The sequence below is a fragment of the Streptomyces sp. NPDC110618 genome (assembly GCF_055657065.1).
This window is the reverse complement of record NZ_JBVKBN010000021.1, coordinates 37,274-62,793: the sequence shown is the minus strand read 5'-3', so window position 1 is coordinate 62,793 and position 25,520 is coordinate 37,274. Positions and strand designations below refer to the sequence as shown.

Here is a 25,520-nt window from a genome sequence, read left to right as displayed (position 1 = left end):
GGAGACGGGTGCTGAGCCTCACCCGTGACCGCACGCGGACAGTTGAACCTGGCTGGCTGAGAGCGGACTAGATCATGCGCCTGACATCGTTGTCAACGGTTTGGACGGGAGCCGGGCAGCCGGTGCCGACAAAGGGGGAGAGCCGGTGTTGGAGAACTGCCGCTTGCAAGGGCACGCCAGTGCGGCTCGTCGGTTACGGTTCAGTCCCGAGGCTCAGGGACGCGGCCACCGGCAGGTGGTCACTGCTCGTGGCGGGCAGCGTCCAGGCCGATCGTGGTTGTATCCCGCGTACGAGGATGTGGTCGATCCGGGCCAGGGGGAAGGAGGCCGGCCAGCTCAGGCCGAAGCCGGCACCGGCCGTGTCCTGGGCCGAGCGCAGGCGCGAGGTCAGGACGGACAGGGCGTCGTCGTCCGTGGTGCCATTGAGATCGCCCAGGAGCAGTGTCCGGGGGAGTGGTTCGGCGTCGAGGGCGGCGGCGAGACGGTGAGCCGCTGCGTTACGCGCATCCGTGCCGAAACCCGTGGTGGCGCTGAGCCGGACGGACGCGAAGTGGGCGACGTAGACCGCTACCGGCCCCTTGGGGGTGCGGACCGTGGCACGCAGGGCGCGGGGCCACGGCGCGATGTCGACCGTACGGACATCGGCGAGCGGATACCGGCTCCACAGACCGACCGTGCCGCGCACCTCGTGGTACGGGTGAGCGGAGGCCAGCGCCCGCTCGTAGACCGGTGTGCTGTCTCCCAGTTCCTCCAGGGCCACCAGTTCGGCGCCGGAGTCGGCCAGGGCACGGGCGGTGCGGGCCGGGTGCGGGTTGTGTTCGTTGACGTTGTGCGTCACCACCGTCAGGTCCCCGCCTGCCGCGCGCTTGTCGACCCATCGCCCGCCGAAGAGGGCGCTCCAGGCGATCGCGGGGACCAGGAGGGCCACGGCGGCCGTGGCGGAACGCCGGACCACCGCGCACACAAGCAGCGACGGCACGGCGAGGCCGGTCCAGGGCAGGAACGTCTGGATGAGACTCGCGAGGTGACCGGGCCGGTCGGGGAGCGCGGAGTGGCCCAGCATGACGACGGCCACCGAGACCGCTAGCACGGAGATGATCCACCCCCTGCGCCAGATGCCAGCGTACCGCCGAGGGCGCCGCGGTCGATCGGGCCGCTGCGGGGCGGTGGGGGAGTCGAGGACTGTGGCCATGTTCCGGCTCACCGGGTCCGGGAGGCGGTGTCGGCCGCCTCCACCGGATCGGTCGTGGACATCCGGTGCCGGAGCGCCTCGACGAGCGCGCGGCTGCTGTCGAAGACGGCCGACAGGCCTTCCTGGGGACTGGTGTCGGCGCGTTGGTGCAGGACGACCCCGAGGGCGAGGTGCTGCCGTCCGTGTCGGTCGGGTACCTGGACCGCCCACATCAGCGCGCCGCCCGCAGGAGTGCTGGAGCCGGTCTTGATCCCGACCACGCCGGGCGTGCCGAGGAGGGCGTTGGTGTTGGGAAGAGTGCGGGGCGCTCCCGGGACGGAGGTGTCGGGCTGGGCGACAACAGACCTGAAGACCTCGTCGCGCATCGCCTGTCGGGCCAGTTTCAGCTGGTCGGCAGCGGTGCTCTTGGTGGTGGGCTCCAGACCGCTGGCCCCGGTGTAGGTGGTCCGGCGCATGCCGAGGGCGTCGGCCGCCCGGTTCATCTTCGCCACGAACGCCTCCTCAGATCCCGCGTCCCAACGGGCCAGCAACCGGGCGGCGTTGTTCCCCGACGGGATCAACGTCAGTTCCAGCAACTGCCGTTGGCTCAGCCGTTGCCCGCGTTCCAGGGGGACGGGGGACTCCACACCGGAGACGGACTCGTCCGCGGCCTGCTGGTCGACGGTGATCCGGGGACCGGACTCGCCCGCGCGGAGCGGGTGTTCGCGCAGGATCACGTAGGCCGTCATCACCTTGGTCACGCTGGCGATCGGTACCGGCGCCTGCGGGCCGTGGGAGCCCAGGCCGCCGATGCCGTCGACATGTACGGCGGCCTGCCCTTCACGCGGCCAGGGAAGTCCGGCACCCCACGGCTCTCCGGCGTCCGGGGCCCGGGTACTCCGGCGTGCGTCCCCGTCCTCGAACAGCAGGGCGAGAGCGGCGAGGACAGCCAGGACCAGGGTCAGGGTTCCGGTCGCGGCGAACAGAGGACGGCGCCGAAGCAGCCGAGGCGGTACGGACGACGGGGGCATGAGCGGCACCTCCACAGAACGCTGTGCGCGGCGTTCGCGCACACCGGTCACTGTGGGCGGGGCTGATCTCCGGACAGTGGTGGCCGAGTCTTCGCCGCCGCTCGGTTGTGCATCCGTCAGGTAACGGCGGCCGGACGGACAGCGCCGGCCGGGCGTGCCGTGCGGCCGCGCCAGGAGGTGTCAGCCGGTGGTCGGCAGACGCAGGGTGGCGACGGCGCCGCCGTCCGGCGCATTCGCGAAGGACAGCGAGGCTTGGATGACCCGCGCCTGGCCGAGGGCGATGGTCAGCCCCAGGCCGTGGCCGCGGCCACGTTCAGGCGTCCCGGTGCGAAAGCGCTGGGGGCCGTCGGCGAGCAGGTCCTCGGGGAAGCCGGGTCCGTGGTCCCGTACGGTCACCGTCGTACCCGCCACGGTCACCACGACAGGCCGCCGCCCGTGCCGGTGGGCGTTGACCACGAGGTTGGTGACGATACGGTCCAGGCGCCGCGGGTCGGTCTCCACGGCCGCGGGGTTCTCCGTCCGGAGCGGGGTCTCCCACCCGGTACGGCCCAGCGACTCGGCGACCGCCTCGGCCAGCGGCACGCGCCGCGTCTCGGCCCGTTCCGCGCCCGCGTCCAGCCGGGAGATCTCCAGCAGGTCCTCGACCAGCGTCCGCAACACCTTCACCCGGTCCTGGACCAGCTCGGTGGCCTCGCCCTCCGGCAGCAGGCCACTGGCGGTGACCAGGCCCATGAGCGGGGTGCGCAGTTCGTGCGCGACGTCCGCGGTGAAGCGCTGCTCGGTCAGCAGCCGCTGATGGAGGCTGTCGGCCATCGAGTCGACCGTGGCGGAGATGTCGGCGATCTCGTCACCGCCGCGGGCGCCGGTCCCCGTCCTGGTGGTGAGGTCCCCGGCCGCGATGGACCGCGCGGTGCGCGCCACCCGCCGCAGTCGCCGGTTCGGCAGCTCCGCGGCCAGCGCCGCGAACGGCACCACGACAGCCAGCGCGAGCAGGGAGTACTTCCACATGTGCCGGTCCAGGGCACGGCGGGTGAGCAGGTCGCTGGTCATGTCGACCTCCATCACGACGGGCTCACCGCGGTAGGTCCGCGCCGCCCACATCGACGGATGGTCACCGGGACTGTCCCCGTCGTACCAGGTGACGTACGCGCCGATCCTGCCCCGCCCGTCCCGCAGCCGCTGCGTCAGTTCGTCGGGGATGGCGCCGGGGGACAGCTGGAGCCCGAGCGGCGGCTTGCCGTCGCGCTCGTAGTCGTCCAGGGCCTGCGACAGCGCCTCGATGGCCTTGGCGCCGCCGTCGTTCATGGACCGCTCCAAGGTGGAGGTGTGTACCAGCCGCCCAACGGCCAGGGCGACGGCACAACAGCACACGGCGACGAGCAGCGCGATCTTCCACCGCAGCGAACGCCAGTTACCCAGGTCGCGCAGGACGTCCATGTCAGCGCCGCAACTTGTAGCCGAAGCCGCGGACCGTCTCGATGTGCTCGGCACCGATCTTCTTCCGCAGCCGTTGCACGCACAGGTCGACCACGCGGCTGTCGCCGTCCCAGCCGTAGTCCCATACGTTGCGCAGCAGGGTCTGACGATCGAGGACGATGCCGGGGTTGGCGGCGAACTCCAGCAACAGCCGAAGCTCCGTGGGCGCCAGCGCGACGGGCCGCCCCGCCACGGACACATCCAGGCCGGCGGTGTCGATGACGAGGTCGCCGAAGTGAAGCCAGCCGTTGGACGACGAGGGTTCCGGGCGCGCCTGCGGGGCCGCGGTGGGCGCGTAGACGGCCCGCCGCAGCAGCGAGCGGATACGGGCCACCAGCACAGCCGTGTCGACGGGCTTGACCACATAGTCGTCGGCGCCCGCCTCCAGGCCCGACACGATGTCCAGGGCGTCGCCGCGCGCGGACATCATCAGGATCGGGTCCATGCTGGTCTCCCTGATCCGGCGGCACAGCCCCACACCGTCGAGCCCGGGCAGCATCACATCGAGCAGCAGCAGGTCGTGACCGCCCTCCCGGAACATCTCAAGACCGGTCAGACCGTCCCCCGCCGTGGCGACGTGGTAGCCGTAGCGCTCCAGCGCCAGCCCGACAGATCTGCGGATCACCTCGTCGTCCTCGACCAGCAGGATCGACACGGGTGCCGGGGTGTCCCCGTCAGCCACTGGGCCCGACCTTCCTTCATCGCGTGCACCGCCGATGTCGTGCGCGGCGGCCTGTAGTCCGAGCTCGCATTATGTCCGCTGCGTCCGGCAAGGGCGTATCCGCCGCAGCTCAGCCGTGTATCACCCAGGTATCAAGGAGCCCGCTGCCCGCCGGGCGATCGGCTCCGGTACCCAGCCCACGGCACTATGACCGATCAGTAACAAGCCGGCGCGGTCGGCTCGGAATGCCTGCCTCCACGCGCACACTTTCCCTCGGTTCATCGACCACGCACATGATGATGTGCGCTCAGCCACGGGGGATCCGGAGATGCGCGCCACCCGCAAGACCATGAAGCTGTACGCCCTTGGACTGGCCGCAGCGGCCGCTCTGACGACCACGGCCTGTGAGCAGGAGGGCAGCGACAAGACCCGGGACACCACCAGCCCGTCCGCAAGCGCCGCGCGCACACCGGACGCCGGTTCGGGCGGTGAGGACTCCGACAAGGCCGGTAGTCCGGATGCGGAGCAGGCCGGAGGTTCAGGCGGCGAGGACGGCGCGTACCGGTTCGCGGACCGGCAGACCCCGCCCACGGGCTCGGTCTGCGACAACGGAGGCCAGGGCCCCTACGGGGCGATCCAGACCGTCAATTTCGGCGGCGAGGCCCCGAACACGGTGGTCGGGATGGTCCTGGGCCACTACGACTGCGCCGGCGGGGCCCCTGTCTTCAAGCCGACCAGTGCGACCGGGGCGGCGATGGACGTCCTGCTGGACGACAGCCACCTGAAGGTCGTCGTGGGCGGCACACTCGCGACCGACCTGGGTACGAACACCCCGGACGTCAACACGTTCGTCAAGCACCTCGCCGAGATGGAGGGCAACGGCGAACTCGGCGGCCCCAGGTCCCCGCAGTTCTACTTCCGGATCGACGGCACGTCCGACGACGTGAACACGATGCCGGACAACGAGTCCCACATCATCTACCTCCACCAGGTCAACGACGGCGACTGAGGAGGCCGACGTCGGTTTCACTCCCAACCGCCCTCCCCGCGAACGTCCGCAATCCTCTTCACATGTGGGAGGAACCGGGCACCTGGCCGGCGCAGCATGAAGGCATCGATCGGGTCCTGGTCCTCGACGGTGAATCCATGCCGTTCGTACAGCCGTTGGGCGGGGCTGCCCCGCAGGACGTTCAGGCGGACCGGCACATCGTCGGCGTCGGCCCGCTTCGGCAAGGTGCGCAGGACAGCCGATCCGAGGCCCTGGCCCTGGCCCTGGAGGTCAGGGCTGAGGCAGAAGTGTTCCAGCCACAGCCCGCTGTCCGCCGTCCGCAAGGTGACACAGCCCGCGAAGTCCCCATCAGTTGATCATGTGGGTGCGGTCAGCGGTGCGGGCCGGGCCGTACCTACGCATGCTTTGGTGGATTTGATCCAGTTTTCGAACAGCAACTACGCTTCCGTTCGCATGTGACGGCTGTGGCCGGAGGGGTCGCAGACGGTGCGGGGGTGGTGGGCATGGATTGTTCGGGGCGTGGGTGCCGGGCGTGAGCGGACCGTTGTCCGGGCTGCTGTTGGGGCGTGAGGACGTCCTGCGTGCGGTGCGGGGGCATGTGGAGCGGGCGGTCGGCGGTCACGGTGGTGTGCTGCTGGTGACCGGTGAGGCGGGCATCGGCAAGTCGTCGCTCGCCGGCTGTGTCGTGGAGGAGGCGCGGGGCCGGGGCGGAGGCCTGACGGTGCTGCGCGGGGCGTGCTGGGACGCGGACGGCACTCCTGGGCTGTGGCCGTGGATGCAGGTTGTCCGGACCCTGCGCAGATCCGTACCGGCCCAGACGTGGCAGGCGGCCTCTGATGCGGCCGCGGTCGCCTCGGAGGTCCTGTGCGGGGGCACCGGCGGGGGCGGGTTGGGGCCCGGGGGCGTGGATCAGTTCCAACTGTTCGACGCGGTCACGACGCTCCTGACCGCTGCCGCCCAGCAACAGCCGGTGCTGGTGGTGCTGGAGGATGTGCACTGGGCGGATGCGGCGTCGGTGGCGTTGCTGGACTTCGCCGCGCAGCATCTGTCGCTGGAGCGGGTCCTGGTCCTGGCCACGTGCCGGGATGTGGAGATCGAGCGGCCCGACCATCCGCTGCGCGACCGGCTGCGCTCCCTGATGACGCGGGCCGTGACGCTCGCGCTGTCGGGGCTGGGAGCGGCGGATGTCGCCGAGCTGATGCACCGTACGGCGGGCAGGGCACCGGACGACGGGCTGGTCGCCGAGGTGTTGCGCCGTACCGGGGGAAACCCGTTCTTCGTCCAGGAGATCGCCCGCCTGTGGGCGGGCGGTCATGAGGTGACGGCGGTGTCACCCGGCCTGCGCGCCTCGCTCCAGGAGCGTCTGCGCCTGTTGGAGAGTCCTGTGGCGGACTGCCTGGGCGCGGCGTCGGTGCTGGGGCGTCGGTTCTGCCCCGACGTCCTGGCCCGGGTGCTGGATTGCCCGTCGGCGCAGGTACGCGGCTGGCTGGCCCAGGCGGCCAATGCTCAGCTGGTCGAGCAGCAGAGCCCGGGGATGGTGGTCTTCAAGCACGATCTGGTGCGCGAGACGCTCTACGGGGACCTGGACGCACAGCGGGTCCGCTGCCTCCACGCCGCCGCGGTGAACGCACTGCGCGAGACGGCCGGGGCCTTGGCGGACGTGATACTCCCCGTGGAGCTGGCCCGCCATGCCCACCTCGCCTTCGAGGAACTGGACCGGGACGAGGCGGTGGAGTTGATGCTGTCGGCGGCGCGGCACGCGGAGCACCGGCTGGCGCACGAGGAGGCGGTGGGCCATTACGGGCGTGCTCTGGACCGCCTTGCCGGAGCGGACCCCGCCCGACGCGTGCTGGTCGGCCTTGATCTCGGGCTCGCACTCCAGGTGACCGGTGAACAGGAGGGCTCCTGGCGGGTGTTCGAGGGCGCCGCCACACTGGCAAGGTGCCTGGCCCGGCCGCTGCTGATGGGACGCACCGCACTCACCCTCTACGGCGCCGACGGCCGCGGCGACACGACCCGGCTGAGGCAGAGTGCCCTGGGCTGGGCGCACACGCAGTTCACCGCTTCCGGCACGACCACGACCCCGACGGCATCGAAAGCCGAAGCGCGTACGGCGGCCGGGGGACGGGTCGGCTCCTGCGACTGTCACGGCACCGAACTCCAGCTCTCCGAGTCCGACTTGGCCCGTGGCGTGGCGGCGGCAGTGGTCGCCCAGGCCCGTGCCGAGGGCGACGACGATGCCCTGCACGTCGGCCTGTGGGCGCGCATGCAGGCGGAGTGGGGTCCGCAGGCCGCGGGCGGCCGACGCGACCTGGCCGCCGAGCTCGTCCAGGTGTCCCGGCGACGCGGCGACCGCTGGACGGAGCATGTGGCGATGTCGATGTGCTGGGTCGCGGCGCTGGAGGCGGACGACCCGCACTTCCTCGAAGCCTTGCACGCCATGGTGGCTGTGGCCGCCGCCGACGGCTCCGCCCGGCTGCGGCTGACCTCCGTCATCGACCGCTGTGTCGTCCACGCCATGGCGGGCCGGTTCGCCGAGGCGGAGCGACTACTGGTCGAGTCGGAGTCCCTGAGCGTTTCCGGCCCCAGCTACCTCCGGCACTTCCAGGCCCATCACCGGTGGGCCTTGTTCGTCCTGCGGGGCGAGTTCGCCGAGGCCAGACGGTCACTGGAGACTTTGCGAAGCGGAGAGCACCCGTACGCTCACGTCCTGGAGGCCCTCACCGGCCTGGAGGCGGGGGAGAGGCCGACTGGTCCCGTTCCCCGGCCGGGTGTGGGGGCCGACGAGGACACGGCACTGTTCCGGATCCTCGCTCCGCTCTGGCTGCGCTGCCAGGCGCAGGCTGCTGCCGCTTCGGGCGAGCCGGCGTGGTGCGACGACGCCCGTGCCGCGCTGGCCCCGTACGAGGGCCAGTGGCTGGTCTCGCTGCTGGGCTGGGACATCAGCGGTCCGGCGACGCTGTGGCTGGGCGTCCTCGACGCCGCCCGCGGGGACTGGGACAGCGCGGTGCACCACCTCACCGCGGCCCTCCGGTCGGCCGAGCGGCTGCACGCGCCGCCCTGGGCGCTACGGGCCCGCATCGAACTGGTCCGCGCGCTCGTCGAACGGGGCCCCGGCAGCGGCCATGACCTTGCGGCGCTGCTGAAGGAGGCGACGTCGCAGGCGCAGCACCTGGGCATGACCCACCTGCTCACCCGCATCGAGCACCTCCCCACGCATGCGTCCGACAGGCAACCGCCCTTCCCGTCCTGCGAGTTCCGCTGCGACGGCCAGGTGTGGCACCTGACATACGAGGGCCACACCGTGCACCTGCCGGACGCCAAGGGTCTGCGCGACCTGCACGCGCTGCTGAGCCTGCCCGGCCAGGACATTTCCGCGGTCCGCCTGTTGAACCCTCAGGACGAAACAGTGGCTGCCGCGCACGGGGTGGGCGCCGACGAGGTCCTGGACGAGGAGGCCCGCCGACGCTACCGCCGGCACCTGGAACGACTGGAGACAGAGATCGACCGCGCGGTCGAGAGGGGCGACGACGCCCGCGCGGCCGCCTACGACCGGGAACGCGCCGCCCTGCTGGACGAACTGCGCCGACACGCGGGCCTCGCGGGCCGCCCACGCCGACTGGGCGACCCGCGCGAACGCGCCCGCAAGAACGTCACCGCCCGCATCCGCGACACCCTGCGCCGTCTCGACGAACAGCATCCCGCCCTCGCTGCCCACCTGCGCCGCACCGTCGCCACCGGGACGATGTGCCGCTACACCCCGGATGAGGACATCCACTGGCACCTGTGAACCGGAGACATCACAGCGGCTGCCAGTCGTGCCAGGTGCTGCCGGGCTGGTGCTGCCAGCGGTGGTGGACTCCGCCGGGGTTGTTGGCGACGATCTCCAGTCGTCCGTCGCGGTTGCGCAGTGCCTGGATGAAGTAGCCGCCGCCTCCGAAGTCCTGCCAGGTGCGCCAGGCTCCGGACTGGTCGACCTGGTAGTTGTGCTGGAGGAGGTCGTCGTTCATGGCGAACACCTCCAGCCGCCCGTCATGCGACGCGACCGAGGCGAGCCGCGCGTCGGCGGGCCCGCCCAGCGGCTGCCAGTCGTGCCAGTCGCCGCCGGGTGTGTTCTGCCAACGGTGGTGCACGCCGGAGGAGTTGGAGGCGAAGACCTCCAGCCGCCCGTCACGATTGGTACCCACCGCGAGATGCTGGCCACCGCCTCCGAAGTCGACCCACTGGCGCCACGTGCCCGACAGGTCGGTCTGGCAGGTGTGCTGGAAGATGACGTCGGTGAGGGCGAAGACTTCGAGCCGCCCGTCGGAGGCGGGCGCGACCGAAAGCCGTGCGTCGGCGGGGCCGCCGAGGGGCTGCCAGTCGTGCCAGGTGCCGCCGGGCGTGTGGTGCCAACGGTGGTGCACACCCGAAGGGTTGGAGGCAAAGACTTCCAGCCGTCCGTCATGATTGCTGCCCACGGCCAGGTGCTGGCCGCCGCCTCCGAAGGTGTACCAGTCGGCCCATTCGCCGGACGTCTTCGCCTGGTAGCGGTGCATGAAGGTCTGCCCGTTCATGGCGAACAGCTCCAGCCGCCCGTCCGGTGCCGCAGACAGTGCGATGGTCGCCGACGGGGGACCTCCGAAGGCCCGCCACCCCGACCAGGCGCCGCCCACCGTCACTTGGTAGGTGTGGTAGATCTGGTCGATCGCCGCATGGAACACCTCCACGCGCCCGTCCGCGGACATCCCCACCGCCAGCCGCTGCCGCCGGTCCGGCACCACCGGGGCGTTCCACCAACTGGTCTCCTTGCGGGCGCCGGCCCAGGAGAAGCTGAAGTGGATGTGGTCGGTGTGGGGGTTGGCGCCGCGGTAGGGCTGCCAGCCGGCGTCAGGACGGTTGGCCATCCAGATGCGCCGGTTCCAGATCATGTACATGATGCCGAAGCGGCGAGCGAGGGCGTGGGGGTTGCCGTGCCGGTCGGTGGCGTGGAGCCATCCGATCAGGTCGTCGGCGAGGTGGCTCTGGCTGTGGACACTCACGCCCCAGTCCCAGGCGCGGCCTTCCTTGTGCTCGCTCTGGCCACCGCTGCCGCAGGCCCTGCTGATCCCCATGCTGGTCGTGCCGGGGTAGGCGGTGAGCACAAGGTCGCGGAAGGCGAGCAGGCCGGGTTTTGCGACGGGGTCGCAGTCGCGTTGCGGGTCGTAGGGCGCGTAGGGGTCGATGCCGGGGCCGAAATCGGGTGTCGTCGGCGCCATGCCGGGCTCCTTCGGACTGGTCCCCCGCCCGGTGCGAGGGGCTCTACCCCTGATGCGCGTGATCGCAGGACGCGGCCCGCCAGACGCGATCACGCGCCTCTTCCACGACGAACCCGTCCGGCCGGGGCCGCGAGCCACAGCCGATCAGGCGCGCTCCCGGGCGCGCCGCGCGCCGCAACCCCTGGCCACCAGGAAGGCTCATGCCGTGACCAACCGCAAAACCCGCCGACCGCACGCCGCCGCGATGACGGTGTGCGCCCTCACACTCCCCGCGCTGCTGTCCACCCTCACTACCCCCGCGGTACACCCCGCCGACGCGACCGCCGACGCCCGTCCCCGTGCCGCGGCCGACGCCGTCGGCGGCGAGACGGTACGCACACAGGCGGGCCTGGTGCGCGGAACCCGCTCGGGCCCGTACCGGATCTTCCGTGGCATCCCCTACGCGGCCGCGCCCGAGGGACGTCGCCGATGGGCCCCGCCCCGGCCCGCACAGCCCTGGAAGGGCATCAGGGACGCCACGAAGCCGGGCCCGCTGTGCCCGCAGGTGCCCTCTCCGTACGCGCAGATCGCCAGCACCAACGAGGACTGCCTGGTCCTCGACGTCACCACACCACCGGCCGCCGACCGGAGGCGGCCCGCGCCCGTACTCGTATGGATCCACGGGGACGGCGCCGTGGGCGGCGGCTCCTTCTTCGACGGACGGCGACTTGCGGGGCAGGGGCTGGTGGTCGTCAGCATCAACTACCGCCTCGGCGTCTTCGGCGGGCTGGCCCTGCCCGGGCTGGAAGGCTCCGGCACCTTCGGACTCCAGGACCAGCAGGCGGCGCTGAGGTGGGTGAGGGACAACGCGCGCGCCTTCGGCGGCGATCCCGGCAACGTCACCGTGGCGGGAGTCTCGTTCGGCGCGTCCGCCATCGCCGGGCACCTGACGTCCCCCGGGTCCAAAGGCCTCTTCCACCGGGCGATCATGGCCAGCGGCGAAGGCATGATGGACATGCCGGCCGGCGCGATGGGCCCGGGCGTGCCGGGGTACCCCTGGTACGTCTGGCGCAGCGGCCGCGAGATGGAGGACATCACGACCGAGATGACCTCCTCCCTCGGCTGCCGTGACGACCGGCCCCAACGCACCCTGGCCTGCCTGCGCGCCCTGCCGGTCAAGACGATCCTGAAAGTGCCGTACATCATGAACGCCTTCCAGGCCTTCGGCTACGGCAACCCCACCCTGCCCCAACTGCCCCCGACCGCCCTGCGCGCGGGCCGCTTCCACGCCGTACCCGTCCTGTCGGGCGCGACCCTCGACGAACACCGCACCTTCGTCGGCATGCTGTACGACGCGGTGGGCAAGCGGTTCACCGAGGACGACTACATCCGCGCGCTGCGCACCGCGTTCGGTCCACGCGCCGCCCGGCGGGTCCGGGCCGAGTACCCGCTGAGCGCCTTCCCTTCTCCCGCCCTGGCCTGGGCCACCGTGATCACCGACCGCATGTGGGCACGCGGCACCCACACCCTGCACGACACCCTGGCGCAGCAAGTCCCGGTCCACGCCTACGAGTTCGCCGACCGGGAGGCGCCGATGTTCCTGCCGCTGCCGGGCAGGTTCGACTTCGGCGCCTTCCACGCGGGAGACATTCCTTACCTGTTCGAGGACGAGGCCGCCGAGCCACTGTTCACTCCGGCGCAGCGCAGACTGTCGGCGGCGATGACCACGTACTGGTCCTCCTTCGCCCGCACCGGCACACCGCACGGCCCAGGGCTTCCCGCCTGGCCGACGTATCGCCCGGAGGACACGAACGGGCCCTACACCCAGTCCCTGGCCCCGGACCGCATCGGGCCGGTCGACTACCACCGCACGCACAACCTCGCGTTCTGGAGCCGTATGCCCTGACCTGGGACCGCTCTCGGCCACGCACCCGTGGCCGAGAGCGCCCGCACCACTCAGTCCGCTTCCTGCGCGTCGGATCCGGGCGTCGCCGTGTCCGTCCTGAGCTGCACCGGTCGTTTCAGTGTGTCGATCAGGTCGTTGAATCGCCGGGCGACCAGTCTTCCCTCGGTGGGCTCGACGAGGGAGCGAGCGGCCTTCGGATCGAGCTGGCGGCGCATCGAGTGCATGCTCATCTCGGAGAGCACCCAGCCCAGCGGTGCCGCGACCTGCGGCTCAGTGCGCGGCGCGACAAGGAAGCTCCGGACGGGCGACGCCGCGGGACGTGTCGTCCCCGGCACCGGACCGGTGAACCGCACCAGGGCGGCCTGTTGCAGGGTCGCCAGGCGGGCCGCGGTGGTGTGCGCCCGGTTGCCGACGAGGGGGGCCACGAGTTCGTTCACCGGATCGACGTCGGGGTCGGGCGTCTGCACGGAGTAGTGGTTGTCCAGGAGAACGGCGAGAGGCACGACGTAGGCCGCCTTCTCGTCCTGCGGGCAGGCGGTGGGCCGGCGCTCGGAGTCGGCGGCCTCGGCATCGAGTCGCGCCGTCACACAACGGTTGTGCGCGGCGACCTCTGGCTCGACGGCGGACCACAGCTCCAGCAATCCCGCCATCCCGCTGGCCTCCAGATAGCCGCCGTCGATCGTGGAGATCGCCGGCGGGTCGTTCTGACCCCCGTGCGCGCAGCCGTACATCGTGCCGCTGGGCGAGATGTAGGTGAAGCGGGCCGAGAGGTGGGCGGCGGTCGACATCCGCAGCCCCTGGTCCAAGTCCTCCGCCCGGCAGTCCTGCGGGTCGTTGAACGCGGAGGCGTCGACCGTGGCAGTGGCGAGCTGGTCGCCGTTGGCGGCGATGGTGGGCTTCTGGCAGCGCAGCCGCTCGTCGGACTGCACCTTGCCGGTGAGCGGTTGCGCGGCGACGGCGACGCGGCAGCCGGTGACCACGTCGGTGCCGTTCATCAGGAGGAAGGGCCGCCACTGTTCCGTTCGTGCGGTGGCCGAGGTCAGTTCGCGCTTCCAGCCGTCCCAGTCGGCCTCCCAGGCGCTTTCGAAGACAGCGGCCCGGTCGCCGACGGTGCGGCCGAAGACGTCGTTGAGGCCGTGGAAGGCGTGGGTGCCGTCCCTGTACAGCAGGGCAGCGATGTCCGCGGCCAGGGCGTCCTCGTCGGCCAGGTCGCGCACCTTGTCACTGCTCGTCTCGGTTGTCCCGCTGGTCAGGGTGTATGCCGCGAGTCCGAGGCTTCCCCCGGAGACCCCGCTCAGAGCGAAGACGGAGGACGGAGCGCAGGGGGAGCTGTCCGCCAGCCGGTCCATCGCCGTACTCGTCCAGTAGGCCGCGCGGATCCCTCCGCCCGCGGCGGCGACGAGGACCATGGGGATGGCCTCGCCCTTCTTCACCTGCCAGCACTTCGCGGCCTGCTGGTACCAGGCCGCGAAACGCTGTTGGGCAAAAGGCTGTTGACTGGACGACTGCCCTGTCGGGACCGCCGCCTGCGGGCGCTGGTCCGTCTTCTGCAATTGGACCGCGTGGTAGAGCCCGGAGTTGTCGAGCATGGACTGGGTCGCCAGGACAGCGACCGCGGGCAGCCAGATCGGGGTGAATCTGAACCGCAGCACACTGAACGCCCTGTACGGCTCGCGCTTTTCGGTGTGACGGATGAACAGCGCGGCCAGCAGGACCACCGTGGTGAGCCCGAGCGACAGGGCACCGAGGGTGCGAAGCCTTGCTCCCCAGAAGAGCGGATCCCACGCCGTTGCCACCCCGAGCGCACACACGACCGCGAGCAGGACCGTCGCCACGCGCCGCGGGATCTGCCGCAGTCGCGGCTCGTACGCCAGCGGCACGGTTGGTGTGGGACACAGCTTGGTTTCGGCCTTTTCGAGCAGCCAGTAGCACAGGGGCGGGACGAGGAGGGCCAGCGCCATTCCGACTGCGAACCACGTCCACAGCGCGCGGGTGCTGACTCCGGTTTCGACCACTGGTTGGACCAGAACGGGTTTGGTGAACGCCCGCACCAGGCCCAGTCCGGCGATCACCAGCGGAACCACGGTGAGCGCGCGGCCGATGGTCTCGGTCTTCACCCGGTCCGCGGGTGGCCGCACCGGCTGCTGGGGGACCGGGGAGGTGGCGAAGGCACTGAGCAGGAGGGCAACGGTCATGACGACGGGAATGGCCAGCGCGCCTGCGTTGCGTGCCCCCTGCCAGCGCCACGGGCCGTCGGACCAGACGGGTCCGACGGCGAGGACGACGAGCACCACGGCGAACACGCACAGCGTCAGAACGAGGAAGCGCAGCCTTGTACGCGCCTCGCGCCGGGTTCCCTCCAGGCCGTCCAGGAGGGCCCACCGTCCCGCCACCCACAGCGCGACGCACAGGCCTGTCAGTGTCAGGACAGGGCCGGCCATGTCGCCCACGTAGCCTTTCGCGCTGGCCCACCAGCCGTCGTGCACCTGGGTGTCGACCCAGGCCCGCTGGATGTCCGGGACCTGCTCCAACGGGCCCCCGCCGGGCAGGACGATCAGGGCGGCCAGCACGATCAGCGTGATCAGTTGCACGCGGTGGCGGGTCCAGCATCGCGAGGCTGTGGAAGTTCCCGCCAGCCAGTTGCCGAGCCAACTCCTCAGTACCTGGGGAAGGACGTCGACGACGAAGACCGTTGTCACGAGCAGCAGCACCGTCGCCACGAGCAACCACTTCAAGGCCGAGAGCCATGTCACGACGGAGGCCAGCGCAGCGATGTCGTCCGGATCGCCGTAGACCAGGCCGATGGTGAGAGCCGTTTCGGCCCAGTCGGCGGACAGCAGCCCGGACGCCAGGACAGCGATTCCCCGCGGGCCGAACGGAACGACGTCACTGCCCTCTTGAGCCGCGCGAAGCGCCAGCAGCCGGTGCGTCAGCAGATACAGCCCGATGACGTACGCCGGGGCAAAGATGACGAGGTCGAGCAGGATGTGCGTCATCAGCCACGCTTCGAGCGCGTCCTCGCGTACCTCGGTCAGTGCCGGCACTGCCTTGGTCCAGGCGTCCCAGGCCGCGAAAGCGCTCTGTCGGCTCGTGTCGTCCCAGGGAGTGCCGGGCCAACCCGTGAACGCGTGGGCGCTGTAGGAGAACCCTGTCGAGGTGAGAGTCGCCAACAGCCCGGAGATCTCACCCATGACCAGAGCAGCCGAGGCTGCCAACGGGAGCAGCCAGAGCAGCCGCGCGCTCGTGGGAAGCAGCTCCCAGAGGCCGACCAACTGTTGGGCGATCGACGCCAGTCGGGCTGCCACCCAATTCTTGATCGTTTCCAATAGTGTGAGCACACGAGCACTTACTCACAGGCGAGGCAGTCCGTCACTCAACGTGACCGGCGGTGTCACGCGGATTCACCCCCTTCCGGGGCAACCTGAGCAGTCGCGTGATGATCACCCCGTAGCAAGATCGATGCGGCGCATGCCGCCCCTGCGTGCTCTCCTGCACTGGCCCCGCACATGGTCCGGCCGTTTGTCCAGGGCCGTAAGTCCCGCGTCACCCGGTCCCGTTCGGGCACGATGCCCCACTGCCATACTGCTTGCGGTCCACGCCTGACCAGGCAGGACACCGTCTTTGACGGTCCGTCTGCCAGCCCGCACACCCACTGGAGCACCTCCGATGACTCGACCGTCGCGCCGACACCCCGGCGGCACCCCGCCATGGCGCGCCCGCCGCGCCAACCGGCGACACACATGTACCCCGTGGACCCACGCCACAGCGCGGACCTCCACCCCGATAGAGCACGCAATGCCGCAGGAGCCCCAGCCGTGAACGCAAGGATCGACAGCTACCACACCCTGCGCGCGCGACACGAAGCGATGCGCCTGCGCCGTCAAATGCTTTCCCCGACCGGCCCCGAGCGTCCCGCAGGCTCCTCCCTGGCGCTCATCGAGGTGTACGACGGCGCGGCCGACAAGCGCATCGTCCTCGAACACCTCGACGCGGTCGAGCCGTTGGAGGAGCTGATCACGCACCTGTACCGGGCGCTGTTCGCCCGGCACCCCTCCATGCGGGCGATGTTCCCCGCGTCGATGGCCTTCCAACAGGCCCATCTCGCCGCCGCGTTCCGCTATCTCATCGACCACCTCGACCAACCCGCCGCCATCACGGGGACCTTCGCCCGACTGGGCCGCGAACACCGCAAACTCGGCCTTCTTCCCGGCCAGTACACGGCGTTCGAGTCGGCCCTGCGCGAGGCCTTGCGCAGCCACGTCGGCCGCTACTGCACCACCGAGCTGGAGCAGGCCTGGGTGAGGATGCTGCGGGCGGGCGTGGACGCGATGGTGCGCGGCGCCGACGAGGCGCTGCACGAACCGCCGTTCTGGTCGGCGACGGTGACGGAGCATGAGCTGCGTGCCCCGGACCTGGCGGTCCTCCGCGTCCGCCCCCATGAGGAGTACCGGTTCCGCGGCGGCCAGCACATCGCGGTGGAGTCTTCACTGCTTCCCCACACCTGGCGTCGCTTCTATCCCGTCGCCGTGCCCGGTGGGGAAGGGGAGCTGGAGCTCCACATCCGCTGTACCGGGCCGGGAGGGGTGAGCGAGGCCCTCGTCCGCGGCACCGGTCCGGGGGACGTCCTGCGCATCGGCCCGCCGGAGGGCAACCTGGACGCCGGAGACCCCACCGGTGCGGGGGTGCTCCTGGTGGCCTGGGACACGGGCTGGGCCGCCATGAAGGCGCTCCTGCGGGACCTGGAGTCCAGCCGCAGCCGGCCCGGCCGGGTCCGTCTGTTCGTCGGAGCCGAGGTGTTCTTCGGTTTCTACGACGCCGACTGCCTGGCCGGCCTGGAGCGGCACCGCTCGTGGCTGACCGTGGTCCCGGTGACGGGCGGCAGGCCGGGGGAGGACCCCCACGACCGCCTCGTCCAAGCGGTGACGGCCGCCGGTCCGGTGACGGCGGACCGCGCCCTGGTGGCGGGCCCTCCCGCACCGGTCCGCGCGATCACCGCCGCGCTCGCCGATGCCGGTCTGGAACCTGAGCAGGTACTGCACGACCTGCCCCCGGGCATCAGGTAGGCCCTACCCGCCCGCTCCCGTCCAGCAGCAGGGGTCAGGCGACGCTCCAGGAACGAAGCCGCCGCCCGATCAGAGCCACTCCCAGCGCGCCGGAGGCAGCGTCACGGGCCAGGGCAACCGCCTCCTTCGGCGGATACTCCAGACGGCACCCGTTCAGCGCCAGGTACGCCTCCGCGCAGTGCCAGGCGAAGGCCTCGTTGGAATGCTCCAGGCACGGCAGCCGCGCCAGCGTCTGCAGCAGTGCCGCCGCCTTCACGTACAGGGACCCGTAGACGCTGCGCTCCATGGCCCGGGCGTTGACCCGGGCCACCGCCGCATACAGCGGGCCGTAGTCGTCCACCTGCGGATCGCCGGGAAGCAACTCGGCGGCGTGCACGCGTCCTTGTTTCCACGCTCATGCATCCCCCCGTCCGGATCAAGTCCTGCTGCCGGAACCCTGGTTTCCCGGACAGGAGGGGCCGGGGTTCGGGCCGGGCTCACTCGGGCTTGCGCAGGGCCCGTAGCAACTCGCGGCTGCTCGCCTCGGGCATGTAGGCGCGGACGAGGGCGACACCGATGCGCGGCAGGTCCGCCTCGTCGCGGTACAGCAGGTACAGCGGCTCGTACCGCGGGTTGAACTTCTGCTTGAAGGCGTGCAGAGACCGGAACCCGTAGTACGGCTCCAGGAAGACGCCCAACTGGTCCAGGAGCCGGTCGAAGGCGGTGGCCGACTGCGACCAGTCGCTGTCGCCGTGGGCCAGCGGGGCCCCGGACAGGGAGACGAACTCCGCTTCCTCCTCCTGGAAGGCGAGCATCGCGGAGGCGATCATGAACTCGACCACGGGCGGGAAGGGCCCGGACGCACGTCGGCGCATGACATCGAGCGTCCACCCGCGGACCTGGCCGTCGCCGGCGTACACGGGGAGCCACGAGGTGACCCCGAGCACGGTAGAGCCTTCCGTCGCCAGGCCGACGCGTACCCGGGGGTCGAGCGCCTCCTCGACGCCACCGAGGGTGAAACCCATCTCCGGCAGCCCCTTGTCACCCACCCACTCCTCGGAGATGGCCCGCACCTGGCTGACGACCTGGCGCGGCTGCTCCGCCAGCCGGACCAGCTCGAAACCGACGTCGAGCTTCTTGCCGCGGTTCAGGGCGCTGCGGACCTTCTGCCACCGCTTGCCGGTGAGTTCCAGCCCGGCCAGGGGCACCACGGTGTCCTCCGCGACCTGGACGCTGTGCCAGCCCAGCGCCTCGGCGGCCTCGGCGACCGGTCGGGTCGTGGAGAACAGGCAGGGGATCGTGCCCTGGTGCTCGCAGAAGTCGACGAAGTCCCGTACCGCCGCCGGCCGGTCCTCGGGTGCCCCGGCCGGGTCGCTGAGAGCGATGCAGACGCCCGCGTGCTCGCGGTAGGCGACGTAGGCCTGGCCGGACGGGGCGAAGAAGTAGGAGTTCTCGGGCCAGGTGGTCATCCAGGAGAGGTTGGTGCCGCCGTGCCCGACCAGCAGGTCCATGGCCCGCTCGTGCTCTTCCCGCGCGGTGGACTGGCCCGAGCGGCGAAACCTGCTGAGCCATGGGGTGGGGACACGGAACGCGGACCGGCCCGCCAGCAGGACCACGAGTTCGGCGGCCCAGACGATTCCCGTCGGTACCAGCACCGGCAGGTCGTCGAATGCCTCGCGCCGGTCGGCCTGGTCCGCCGACGCGTACGCCACCGCGATCAGTACCCCCAGCAGCACCGACAGCACCGCCAGGACGGTGGTGATCCACCAGGCCGCGCGCCGGCCCTTGCGCAGCCCGTCGAAGAGGACTACGGCCACCAGTGCGTGGACGGCGGCGTGCAGCGCGGACCCGCCCAGGTCGTACGTGGACCCCATGGGCCCCTCGGCGGGGACCAGCCACACGGTGACGGTGATGGCCAAGAGCAGCACGACGCCGGAGGCGGCGAGCAGGCGCCACTCGCGGCGGCTCACCCGGCCGGAGGCCGGGGACCGGCCCGGTACCGGCAGCCACCGGGCGGCCGCCAGGCCCACCGCGACCCCGAGCAGGTGCTCCAGGTCGGCGACCCGGCCCACGAACAGGAAGCCCACCAGCGCATAGCCCGACAGGACCAGCCGTGCCCGTAGCCGCCAGGGGGAGGGCAGGGTCGCGGTGGCCAGGGCCGCGGCGGCCAAGGCACCCGCCGACGGCCCCACGTCCAGGTCCCGGGACACCAGCTCCGCCCACGACCAGTTCACACCCCGGCCCAGCCACAACAGCCCGGCACCGGCGAGCACCGCCACGAGATGGCCTACGAGCGTGGCGGCCGCCGTCCACCGGGTACCGAGCCGCCACTCGGCGAAGCCCACCAGCAGGATCACGGCGGCCACGATCACCACGACGGCGCCGGGCCGGTTACCGAACACGAACCCGCTGAACGGCGTCCACCAGCGGTTCGCCTCGAACGACGGCAGCCCGTAGGCGACCTGCGGATACCAGGAACGGTCCTCCGCGGGCCGCCACAGGGTCTGTGTGGCCAGCGCCGCCACGAGCACGGCCACCACCAGCCCGCAGGTGAAGGGCAGCCTGCGCACCACTCGCAGCACCCGGCCTCCGCCGCCGGCGTAGGCGACGCCGTCCGTCGGCCGGACCGAACGGTCTGCCCCGAGCTGTCTCATGCCCACAAAGACATTAAAGGCGGCAGCCGGACGCCGTGCGCGTCGGTGACCCGGGGCGTGTGTGACCAGGCCGTACGTCCCGCGACGCCGTCAGGAGGTCGGGGCGGGAAGGCGCCCCGGGCCCGGTCGAGGCATGCGTCAGCCGGGCCGCAGAGCAACCGCCAGCGTCAGTTCGAGCACGCGGTGCGGGGACGCGAGATCCGGGAACAGCTCCCGCAGCTGTGCCATCCGGTACCGGACGGTCTGGGGATGGACGAACAACTCCGCCGCCACCTCGTCCCGCCTCCCCTGGTGCAGCAGCCACGCCCGCAAGGTCTCCTCCAGCCGCTGCGCGGTCGCGGCGGGCAGGGACCGCAACGGTGCGAGGGCTCGGGCACGCAGGTCCGCGAGCGCGTCCAGGTCGGCGCTCAGCACCAGCTCGGGCAGGTGTTCCTCGGTGTCGCGTATCTCGGGGGAGAGGGAGCGCGCGCGTACGGCGCGTGCGTACGAGGCGGACGCACGCGTCCATGGCCGGGCCGGGCCGACCACGGCGGTGCGGCCGGTCAGCTGCCGCAGGAGATGGGACCGGTCGGCATCGGGGACGAGCAGCACACCGGTGGCGTCCGGCAGATCGTCCAGGACGAGGGTGCTCGGATCGAGGGCGCGGTAGGCGGGCCGGGCCTGGGCGGCGGGCAGCAGGACCGCGGTCAGCGACACCGGGGGCTGCCACCCGGCCCGCTGCGCGGACACCAGCAGCACGTCCGGGCTGGCACCGGCGAGGAGGTCGCGGGCCAGGTGCTCAAGGTGGCGCTCGTGCTCCCTGCCCCGGGCGGCGAGCTCGTCGGCGTGGCCCGCGGCGCTCGCGGCGGAGAGCTCGTCGATGTACGCGAAGGTCAGCTCCGCGAACTTGGCGACCTCGGCCGCGGGCAGACCCGCCGATACGGCGCCGGCCGCCAGGCATCGCCAGGCCACGCGGGCACCGACACGGTAGGCGCTGAGCAGGGCGTCCATCGAGCGGCCGTCGCGGACCTCGCCGCGGCCCAGCTCGTAGGCCGCGTCACCGCCGTCGTCGCCGGTGGCGTTCCCGCTCGCGAGGTCCAGGTAGTGCCCCAGGGCGGTGCGGACGGCCCGGCGGATGGTGGCGCCCATGTGGCCCGAGAGGGCGTTGGCGTAGGGCGGGACCTCGTCGATGATCGCCTGGACGACCTCGTCGGCGGTGGACTTCAGCGCGGCCCTCAGCGCCGTGACCGTCGTCTCGTCCAGGGTCAGCTCACTGGCTCTGCGGATCACCTGGCTCACGTTCTATTCCCTACGAACAAATCAGCGGATCAGATTCACGTCCTGCGGTCAGGACTTTACGCCCTGAGGCACAGCAAGCTGGACCCATGACGAGTACAGCCCTCCGCAGCAGGGCGTGGAAACTACTGGAGATGGTCACGACACCGCTGTTGCCGTCCGACTATCTCGACCTGGTCAGCCCGCTGCGGGCGGGTGCTGACCTGCGGGGCCGCATCGAGGCCGTGCACCCCGAGACGCGTGACGCCGCGACGGTCGTGATCAGACCGGGGCGGGGCTGGCGCGGTCACACACCCGGCCAGTACGTGCGGGTCGGAGTCGACGTCGACGGGGTGCGCCTGTGGCGCGCCTACTCGCTCACCTCGCCGCCTCACCGCCAGGACGGCCGCGTCACCATCACCGTGAAGGCGATCCCGGACGGCAAGGTCAGCAACCACCTGGTCCGCCGGGCGACACCGGGCACACTGATCCACCTCGACCAGGCGACCGGTGACTTCGTACTGCCGCGGGCCAAGCCCGCCAAGGTTCTCTACCTGACGGCCGGCAGCGGCATCACACCCGTCATGGGCATGCTGCGCGCCACCCGCTTCGACGACGTCGTCATGGTCCACAGCGCGCCCCGCCCGCACGACGTGATCTTCCGCGAGGAACTGCACGGCCTGGCCGCGGATGGAAAGCTGAAGCTCATCGAGGTGCACACCGACACGGACGGCATGCTCGACATCGCCCGTATCGACGAACTCGTGCCCGACTGGGCCGAGCGCGAGACCTGGGCCTGTGGGCCCGCGGGCCTGCTCGACACCGCCGAGGAGCACTGGGCCGAGCACGGCGTGCGCGAGCGCCTGCACACCGAACGCTTCCGCCCCAGCATCGTCGTCGCGGGCGACGGCGGCGAGGTCACGTTCAGCGCCACCGGCAAGACCGTCGACGCCGACGGCGCGACGCCGCTGCTGGACGTCGGTGAAGAGGCCGGTGTGCTCATGCCCTCAGGGTGCCGCATGGGCATCTGCTTCGGCTGCGTCACAACGCTCAAGGCGGGCGCCGTCCGCGACCTGCGCACCGGAGAGATCACCGAAGCCGAACCGGGCGTCCTCATCCAGACCTGTGTGTCCGCCGCCGCGGGCCCCTGCGACATCGAACGGTAGGAACAGCTTGACTGCCATCGACCCCACCGCCCACCTGACCGCGGAGCAGATCGAGGAGCTCGGCCGCGAGCTGGACGCGATCCGCGACGAGGTGATCGCAAGCCGCGGCGAGAAAGACGCCGCCTACATCCGCAAGGTCATCAAGGCGCAGCGCACGCTGGAACTGGCCAGCAGGGGCGTGCTGCTGTTCTCGTTCTTCCCGCCCGCGTGGATCATCGGCACCGCCGGGCTGTCCGTGGCCAAGATCATGGACAACATGGAGATCGGCCACAACGTCCTGCACGGCCAGTGGGACTGGATGCGGGACCCGAAGATCCACTCCACCACCTGGGACTGGGACCACGTCTCACCGGCCGACCAGTGGAAGCACTCGCACAACGAGCTGCACCACACATACACGAACGTGCTCGGCAAGGACAACGACCTCGGCTACGGCATCATGCGCGTCGACGAGGACCAGCCCTGGCACCCCGTCCACCTCGGCCAGCCGCTGTGGAACTTCATCAACGCCTGCTTCTTCGAGTACGGCATCGCGGCCTACGACCTGGAGCTCGGCAAGAACCTCAGTAAGGAGCGCCGCAAGAACCCGGCGTTCCGGGCCCGTGCCAGGGCCGTGGGCCGCAAGATCCGCAAGCAGGTCCTGAAGGACTACGTGATCCACCCGCTGCTGTCGGGCCCGTCGTTCCTCACCACACTCGCCGCCACCTTCACCGCCAACGTGGTCCGCAACATCTGGTCCCACTCGGTGATCATGTGCGGGCACTTCCCGGAGGGTGTGAAGGTCTTCGAGCGCCGGTCCATCGAGGGCGAGACACGCGGCCAGTGGTACCTGCGCCAGATGATGGGCTCGGCGAACATCAGCGGCAGCAAGGCCATGCACTTCATGACCGGCAACCTCTCCCACCAGATCGAGCACCACCTCTTCCCGGACCTCCCGAGCAACCGGTACGCCGAGGTCGCGGTGAAGGTGCGCGCACTGTTCGAGAAGTACGAGCTGGACTACGTCACCGGGCCGCTGCCCAAGCAGGTCCTCTCCGCGTGGGGCAAGGTCTTCCGGCTCTCCCTTCCGAACAAGAAGCGCACGGTCAATACGCCGGAACGCGAGCGGGAACTCCTCGCGGCCTGATTCCCGGTCCGGATTCGGCCCTGTCGGAATGCCGGCCGTTTGCCCGCTGCCGCACCCCGCCCCCGCATCCCGCCACAGTGTCCGGTGACGCCGTCCTGGCGGCTCTCCGGACCGGCGGACGGGGGCGCCGTCAGGCGGGGGCGCCGAGGGGCGGGTGCTCCAGTACACGGGGCTTGTATTCGACCAGCTGGGTACGGCCGTCGAAGGTGCGGTGGTCGGTCATCTCCAGGGCGACGTCCGGATAGCCGTCGTAGATGCGTTCCGCGCCCGTGGCCCCGGTGATCACCGGGAACATCACGACCCGGAAGCGGTCGACGAGTCCGGCGCGCAGCAGGGACCGGCACAGGCTGAGGCTGCCGATCGTGCTGAGGATTCCCGAGCCGGTCGCCTTCATGCTGCGGACCGCTTCGACGGCGTCACCGCGGACGAGCGTGGAGTTGGCCCACGTCAGGGGCTCCTCAAGAGAGGAGGAGAACACGACCTTGGACGCTTGCGTGAGCTCGTCGACGGACGCCTCTTCCTCCGGCCTGAACTCATCCTGACCTCCGGGGACTTCACCTGCGGCGAAGCCCGACATCAGACGGTAGGTCTTGGCGCCCATCAGGTACGTGACCTCGGGCTGCTCACCCAGCCAGGCGAGGTACTCCGGGCCCTCCAGCCCCCAGAAACCGGGCCACCCTTCTCCCGAGGCGTAGCCGTCGAGGGAAGTGATGAAGTCGACGAGAAGCTCCGACATGACGGTGTCCTTTCCTGGTCCTGTCCTGTGATGTCACGAGCTTGGACCGCCCGGGAGCCACAAAGTCATCGGCCGCGCCGTGCAGAAGCGGGAAATCCCCTGACGCCGCAGCGGCCCGGGGAACCATCAGCAGTACGGCGGCTGAGCGCCCAGAGCCGATGCCACTCGCATCCACACACGGCACCTCGTCCGGGTCTGTTCGGAGAAGGTGCACGGCGCTGTCGATGCCGTGTCAATGGGCGGGTTTGTGCCACGTCAGTGAGTAGCGGCGCAGGACGTGCCGGTGGTAGCGGACGCCGGGCAGCAGCCGTTGGGCCGCAGTCCGTACCTGGCCGTAACTCATCTGTGGGTCGGCGACCGGCATACCGTGGGGGTCACGCGCGCGACGCAGGACTTTGGTGATCCGCATGACGGGGGCGGCCGCGACGAACGCCGCCCACTCCGTGGGGCTTGCCTCGCGGGCCAGGCCGACCACGACCATGGTGCCGCCCGGCCGCAGCAGGTCGCGCATACGGGCGAGGGCTGCTTCGAAGTCCATGTGGTGGATGGTGGCCAGTGAGCAGATGAAGTCGTACCCGGCTCGGGGGAGTGCGGCGGTGAGGAAGTCGCCCTCGACGAAGGTGAGTCGGGGATGGCCGGAAGTGGTCTGGCGCGCGCGGGCGATCATGTCGGGGGAGTTGTCGATTCCGGTGACGTGCGCGGCCCGGGCGGCTAGTTTGCGGGCCAGCAGGCCGTCCCCGCAGCCGATGTCCAGTGCGTCGCGGCATCCTCCGGGAACGGCGCGGAGGATGCCGGGGTGCCGGGCGACGTTGGTGTTCCAGTACGGCTCTGCGGCAGGCTGACCCATCGGATCATCGTAGGGGCCGGGCGCGACCTGCTGAACTCGCATGGCCCCTCCCGTCCACGCGGCCATGGCGCACCGAGCCAGGTGGCATGGCCCGTGCAAGCCCACCTGCCGGGGGCAGGCAGCACGGCAAGGGACGTAGGCGCGTTGTGGGTGGTGATCCGCAGCGTGGCGCGGTCGCGGTCGTGTTGTGTTCCGGCCGCCGCCGATACGCTTCAACAATCGTTG

The 25,520-nt window shown here is 70.9% G+C and carries 17 protein-coding genes and 1 pseudogene; 6 read left to right on the top strand and 12 right to left on the bottom strand.

Going from position 1 to position 25,520, the window contains the following annotated elements; genetic code table 11:
• Positions 1 to 193: 193 nt before the first annotated feature.
• The 4 genes from ACZ7L7_RS29645 to cseB form a co-directional block, all read right to left on the bottom strand.
• Complete coding sequence (locus ACZ7L7_RS29645) at positions 194 to 1,063, bottom strand: endonuclease/exonuclease/phosphatase family protein (protein ID WP_285514642.1); 870 nt, start codon at positions 1,061 to 1,063, stop codon at positions 194 to 196.
• Between the two features lie 137 nt (positions 1,064 to 1,200).
• Positions 1,201 to 2,202 (bottom strand): D-alanyl-D-alanine carboxypeptidase family protein, encoded by a 1,002-nt coding sequence (locus ACZ7L7_RS29640; RefSeq protein ID WP_472077643.1) that lies wholly within the window; start codon positions 2,200 to 2,202, stop codon positions 1,201 to 1,203.
• A 180-nt stretch (positions 2,203 to 2,382) separates the two neighbouring features.
• The gene (locus ACZ7L7_RS29635; protein WP_472077642.1) at positions 2,383 to 3,639 is read right to left on the bottom strand and encodes an ATP-binding protein; all 1,257 of its coding nucleotides are present in this window, start codon (positions 3,637 to 3,639) and stop codon (positions 2,383 to 2,385) included.
• Position 3,640: 1 nt separating this feature from the next.
• On the bottom strand, positions 3,641 to 4,360 hold the full coding sequence (cseB, locus tag ACZ7L7_RS29630) for a two-component system response regulator CseB (protein ID WP_472077641.1): 720 nt from the start codon (positions 4,358 to 4,360) through the stop codon (positions 3,641 to 3,643).
• A 307-nt stretch (positions 4,361 to 4,667) separates the two neighbouring features.
• Here cseB and ACZ7L7_RS29625 point away from each other — a divergent pair, with 307 nt between their 5' ends.
• Entirely contained in the window at positions 4,668 to 5,348 is a 681-nt protein-coding gene (locus ACZ7L7_RS29625; protein WP_453599725.1) for a hypothetical protein, read from the top strand.
• Between the two features lie 17 nt (positions 5,349 to 5,365).
• Here ACZ7L7_RS29625 and ACZ7L7_RS29620 read toward each other — a convergent pair.
• Positions 5,366 to 5,695, bottom strand: a pseudogene (locus tag ACZ7L7_RS29620) (GNAT family N-acetyltransferase); the annotation flags it as partial.
• 185 nt (positions 5,696 to 5,880) lie between these two features.
• Here ACZ7L7_RS29620 and ACZ7L7_RS29615 point away from each other — a divergent pair.
• Complete coding sequence (locus ACZ7L7_RS29615) at positions 5,881 to 9,138, top strand: ATP-binding protein (RefSeq protein WP_472077640.1); 3,258 nt, start codon at positions 5,881 to 5,883, stop codon at positions 9,136 to 9,138.
• 10 nt (positions 9,139 to 9,148) lie between these two features.
• On the opposite strand, the gene ACZ7L7_RS29610 is transcribed toward ACZ7L7_RS29615, so the two are convergent.
• Positions 9,149 to 10,585, bottom strand: coding sequence for a PLL family lectin (locus ACZ7L7_RS29610; protein ID WP_285514647.1), 1,437 nt, complete (start codon positions 10,583 to 10,585; stop codon positions 9,149 to 9,151).
• Between the two features lie 205 nt (positions 10,586 to 10,790).
• On the opposite strand from ACZ7L7_RS29610, the gene ACZ7L7_RS29605 reads away from it, so the two are divergent.
• Complete coding sequence (locus ACZ7L7_RS29605) at positions 10,791 to 12,470, top strand: carboxylesterase/lipase family protein (RefSeq protein ID WP_471431191.1); 1,680 nt, start codon at positions 10,791 to 10,793, stop codon at positions 12,468 to 12,470.
• Positions 12,471 to 12,520: 50 nt separating this feature from the next.
• On the opposite strand, the gene ACZ7L7_RS29600 is transcribed toward ACZ7L7_RS29605, so the two are convergent.
• Entirely contained in the window at positions 12,521 to 15,775 is a 3,255-nt protein-coding gene (locus ACZ7L7_RS29600) for a hypothetical protein (protein ID WP_471431189.1), read from the bottom strand.
• A 510-nt stretch (positions 15,776 to 16,285) separates the two neighbouring features.
• Here ACZ7L7_RS29600 and ACZ7L7_RS29595 point away from each other — a divergent pair.
• On the top strand, positions 16,286 to 17,533 hold the full coding sequence (locus ACZ7L7_RS29595) for a globin domain-containing protein (protein WP_285514606.1): 1,248 nt from the start codon (positions 16,286 to 16,288) through the stop codon (positions 17,531 to 17,533).
• Positions 17,534 to 17,567: 34 nt separating this feature from the next.
• Here ACZ7L7_RS29595 and ACZ7L7_RS29590 read toward each other — a convergent pair whose 3' ends face one another.
• From ACZ7L7_RS29590 to ACZ7L7_RS29580, 3 genes are all read right to left on the bottom strand, one after another.
• Positions 17,568 to 17,909: a fic family toxin-antitoxin system, toxin component gene (locus ACZ7L7_RS29590; protein ID WP_285514607.1), complete on the bottom strand. Its 342-nt coding sequence runs from the start codon at positions 17,907 to 17,909 to the stop codon at positions 17,568 to 17,570.
• A 100-nt stretch (positions 17,910 to 18,009) separates the two neighbouring features.
• The gene (locus tag ACZ7L7_RS29585) at positions 18,010 to 20,166 is read right to left on the bottom strand and encodes a bifunctional lysylphosphatidylglycerol flippase/synthetase MprF (RefSeq protein ID WP_471431187.1); all 2,157 of its coding nucleotides are present in this window, start codon (positions 20,164 to 20,166) and stop codon (positions 18,010 to 18,012) included.
• Positions 20,167 to 20,304: 138 nt separating this feature from the next.
• Positions 20,305 to 21,444 (bottom strand): PucR family transcriptional regulator, encoded by a 1,140-nt coding sequence (locus ACZ7L7_RS29580; RefSeq protein WP_285514609.1) that lies wholly within the window; start codon positions 21,442 to 21,444, stop codon positions 20,305 to 20,307.
• 131 nt (positions 21,445 to 21,575) lie between these two features.
• Between ACZ7L7_RS29580 and ACZ7L7_RS29575 the strand changes: the two genes are divergently transcribed.
• Together ACZ7L7_RS29575 and ACZ7L7_RS29570 are read left to right on the top strand one after the other, a co-directional pair.
• Complete coding sequence (locus ACZ7L7_RS29575) at positions 21,576 to 22,586, top strand: ferredoxin reductase (protein WP_453599920.1); 1,011 nt, start codon at positions 21,576 to 21,578, stop codon at positions 22,584 to 22,586.
• Positions 22,587 to 22,593: 7 nt separating this feature from the next.
• Positions 22,594 to 23,712 carry a fatty acid desaturase family protein gene (locus tag ACZ7L7_RS29570; protein ID WP_285514610.1) on the top strand — a complete coding sequence of 373 codons (1,119 nt, stop codon included), beginning with the start codon at positions 22,594 to 22,596 and terminating at the stop codon, positions 23,710 to 23,712.
• A 130-nt stretch (positions 23,713 to 23,842) separates the two neighbouring features.
• On the opposite strand, the gene ACZ7L7_RS29565 is transcribed toward ACZ7L7_RS29570, so the two are convergent.
• Positions 23,843 to 24,448, bottom strand: coding sequence for a dihydrofolate reductase family protein (locus ACZ7L7_RS29565; protein WP_285514611.1), 606 nt, complete (start codon positions 24,446 to 24,448; stop codon positions 23,843 to 23,845).
• A gap of 232 nt (positions 24,449 to 24,680) precedes the next feature.
• Entirely contained in the window at positions 24,681 to 25,295 is a 615-nt protein-coding gene (locus tag ACZ7L7_RS29560) for a class I SAM-dependent methyltransferase (RefSeq protein WP_285514612.1), read from the bottom strand.
• Positions 25,296 to 25,520: the final 225 nt, after the last annotated feature.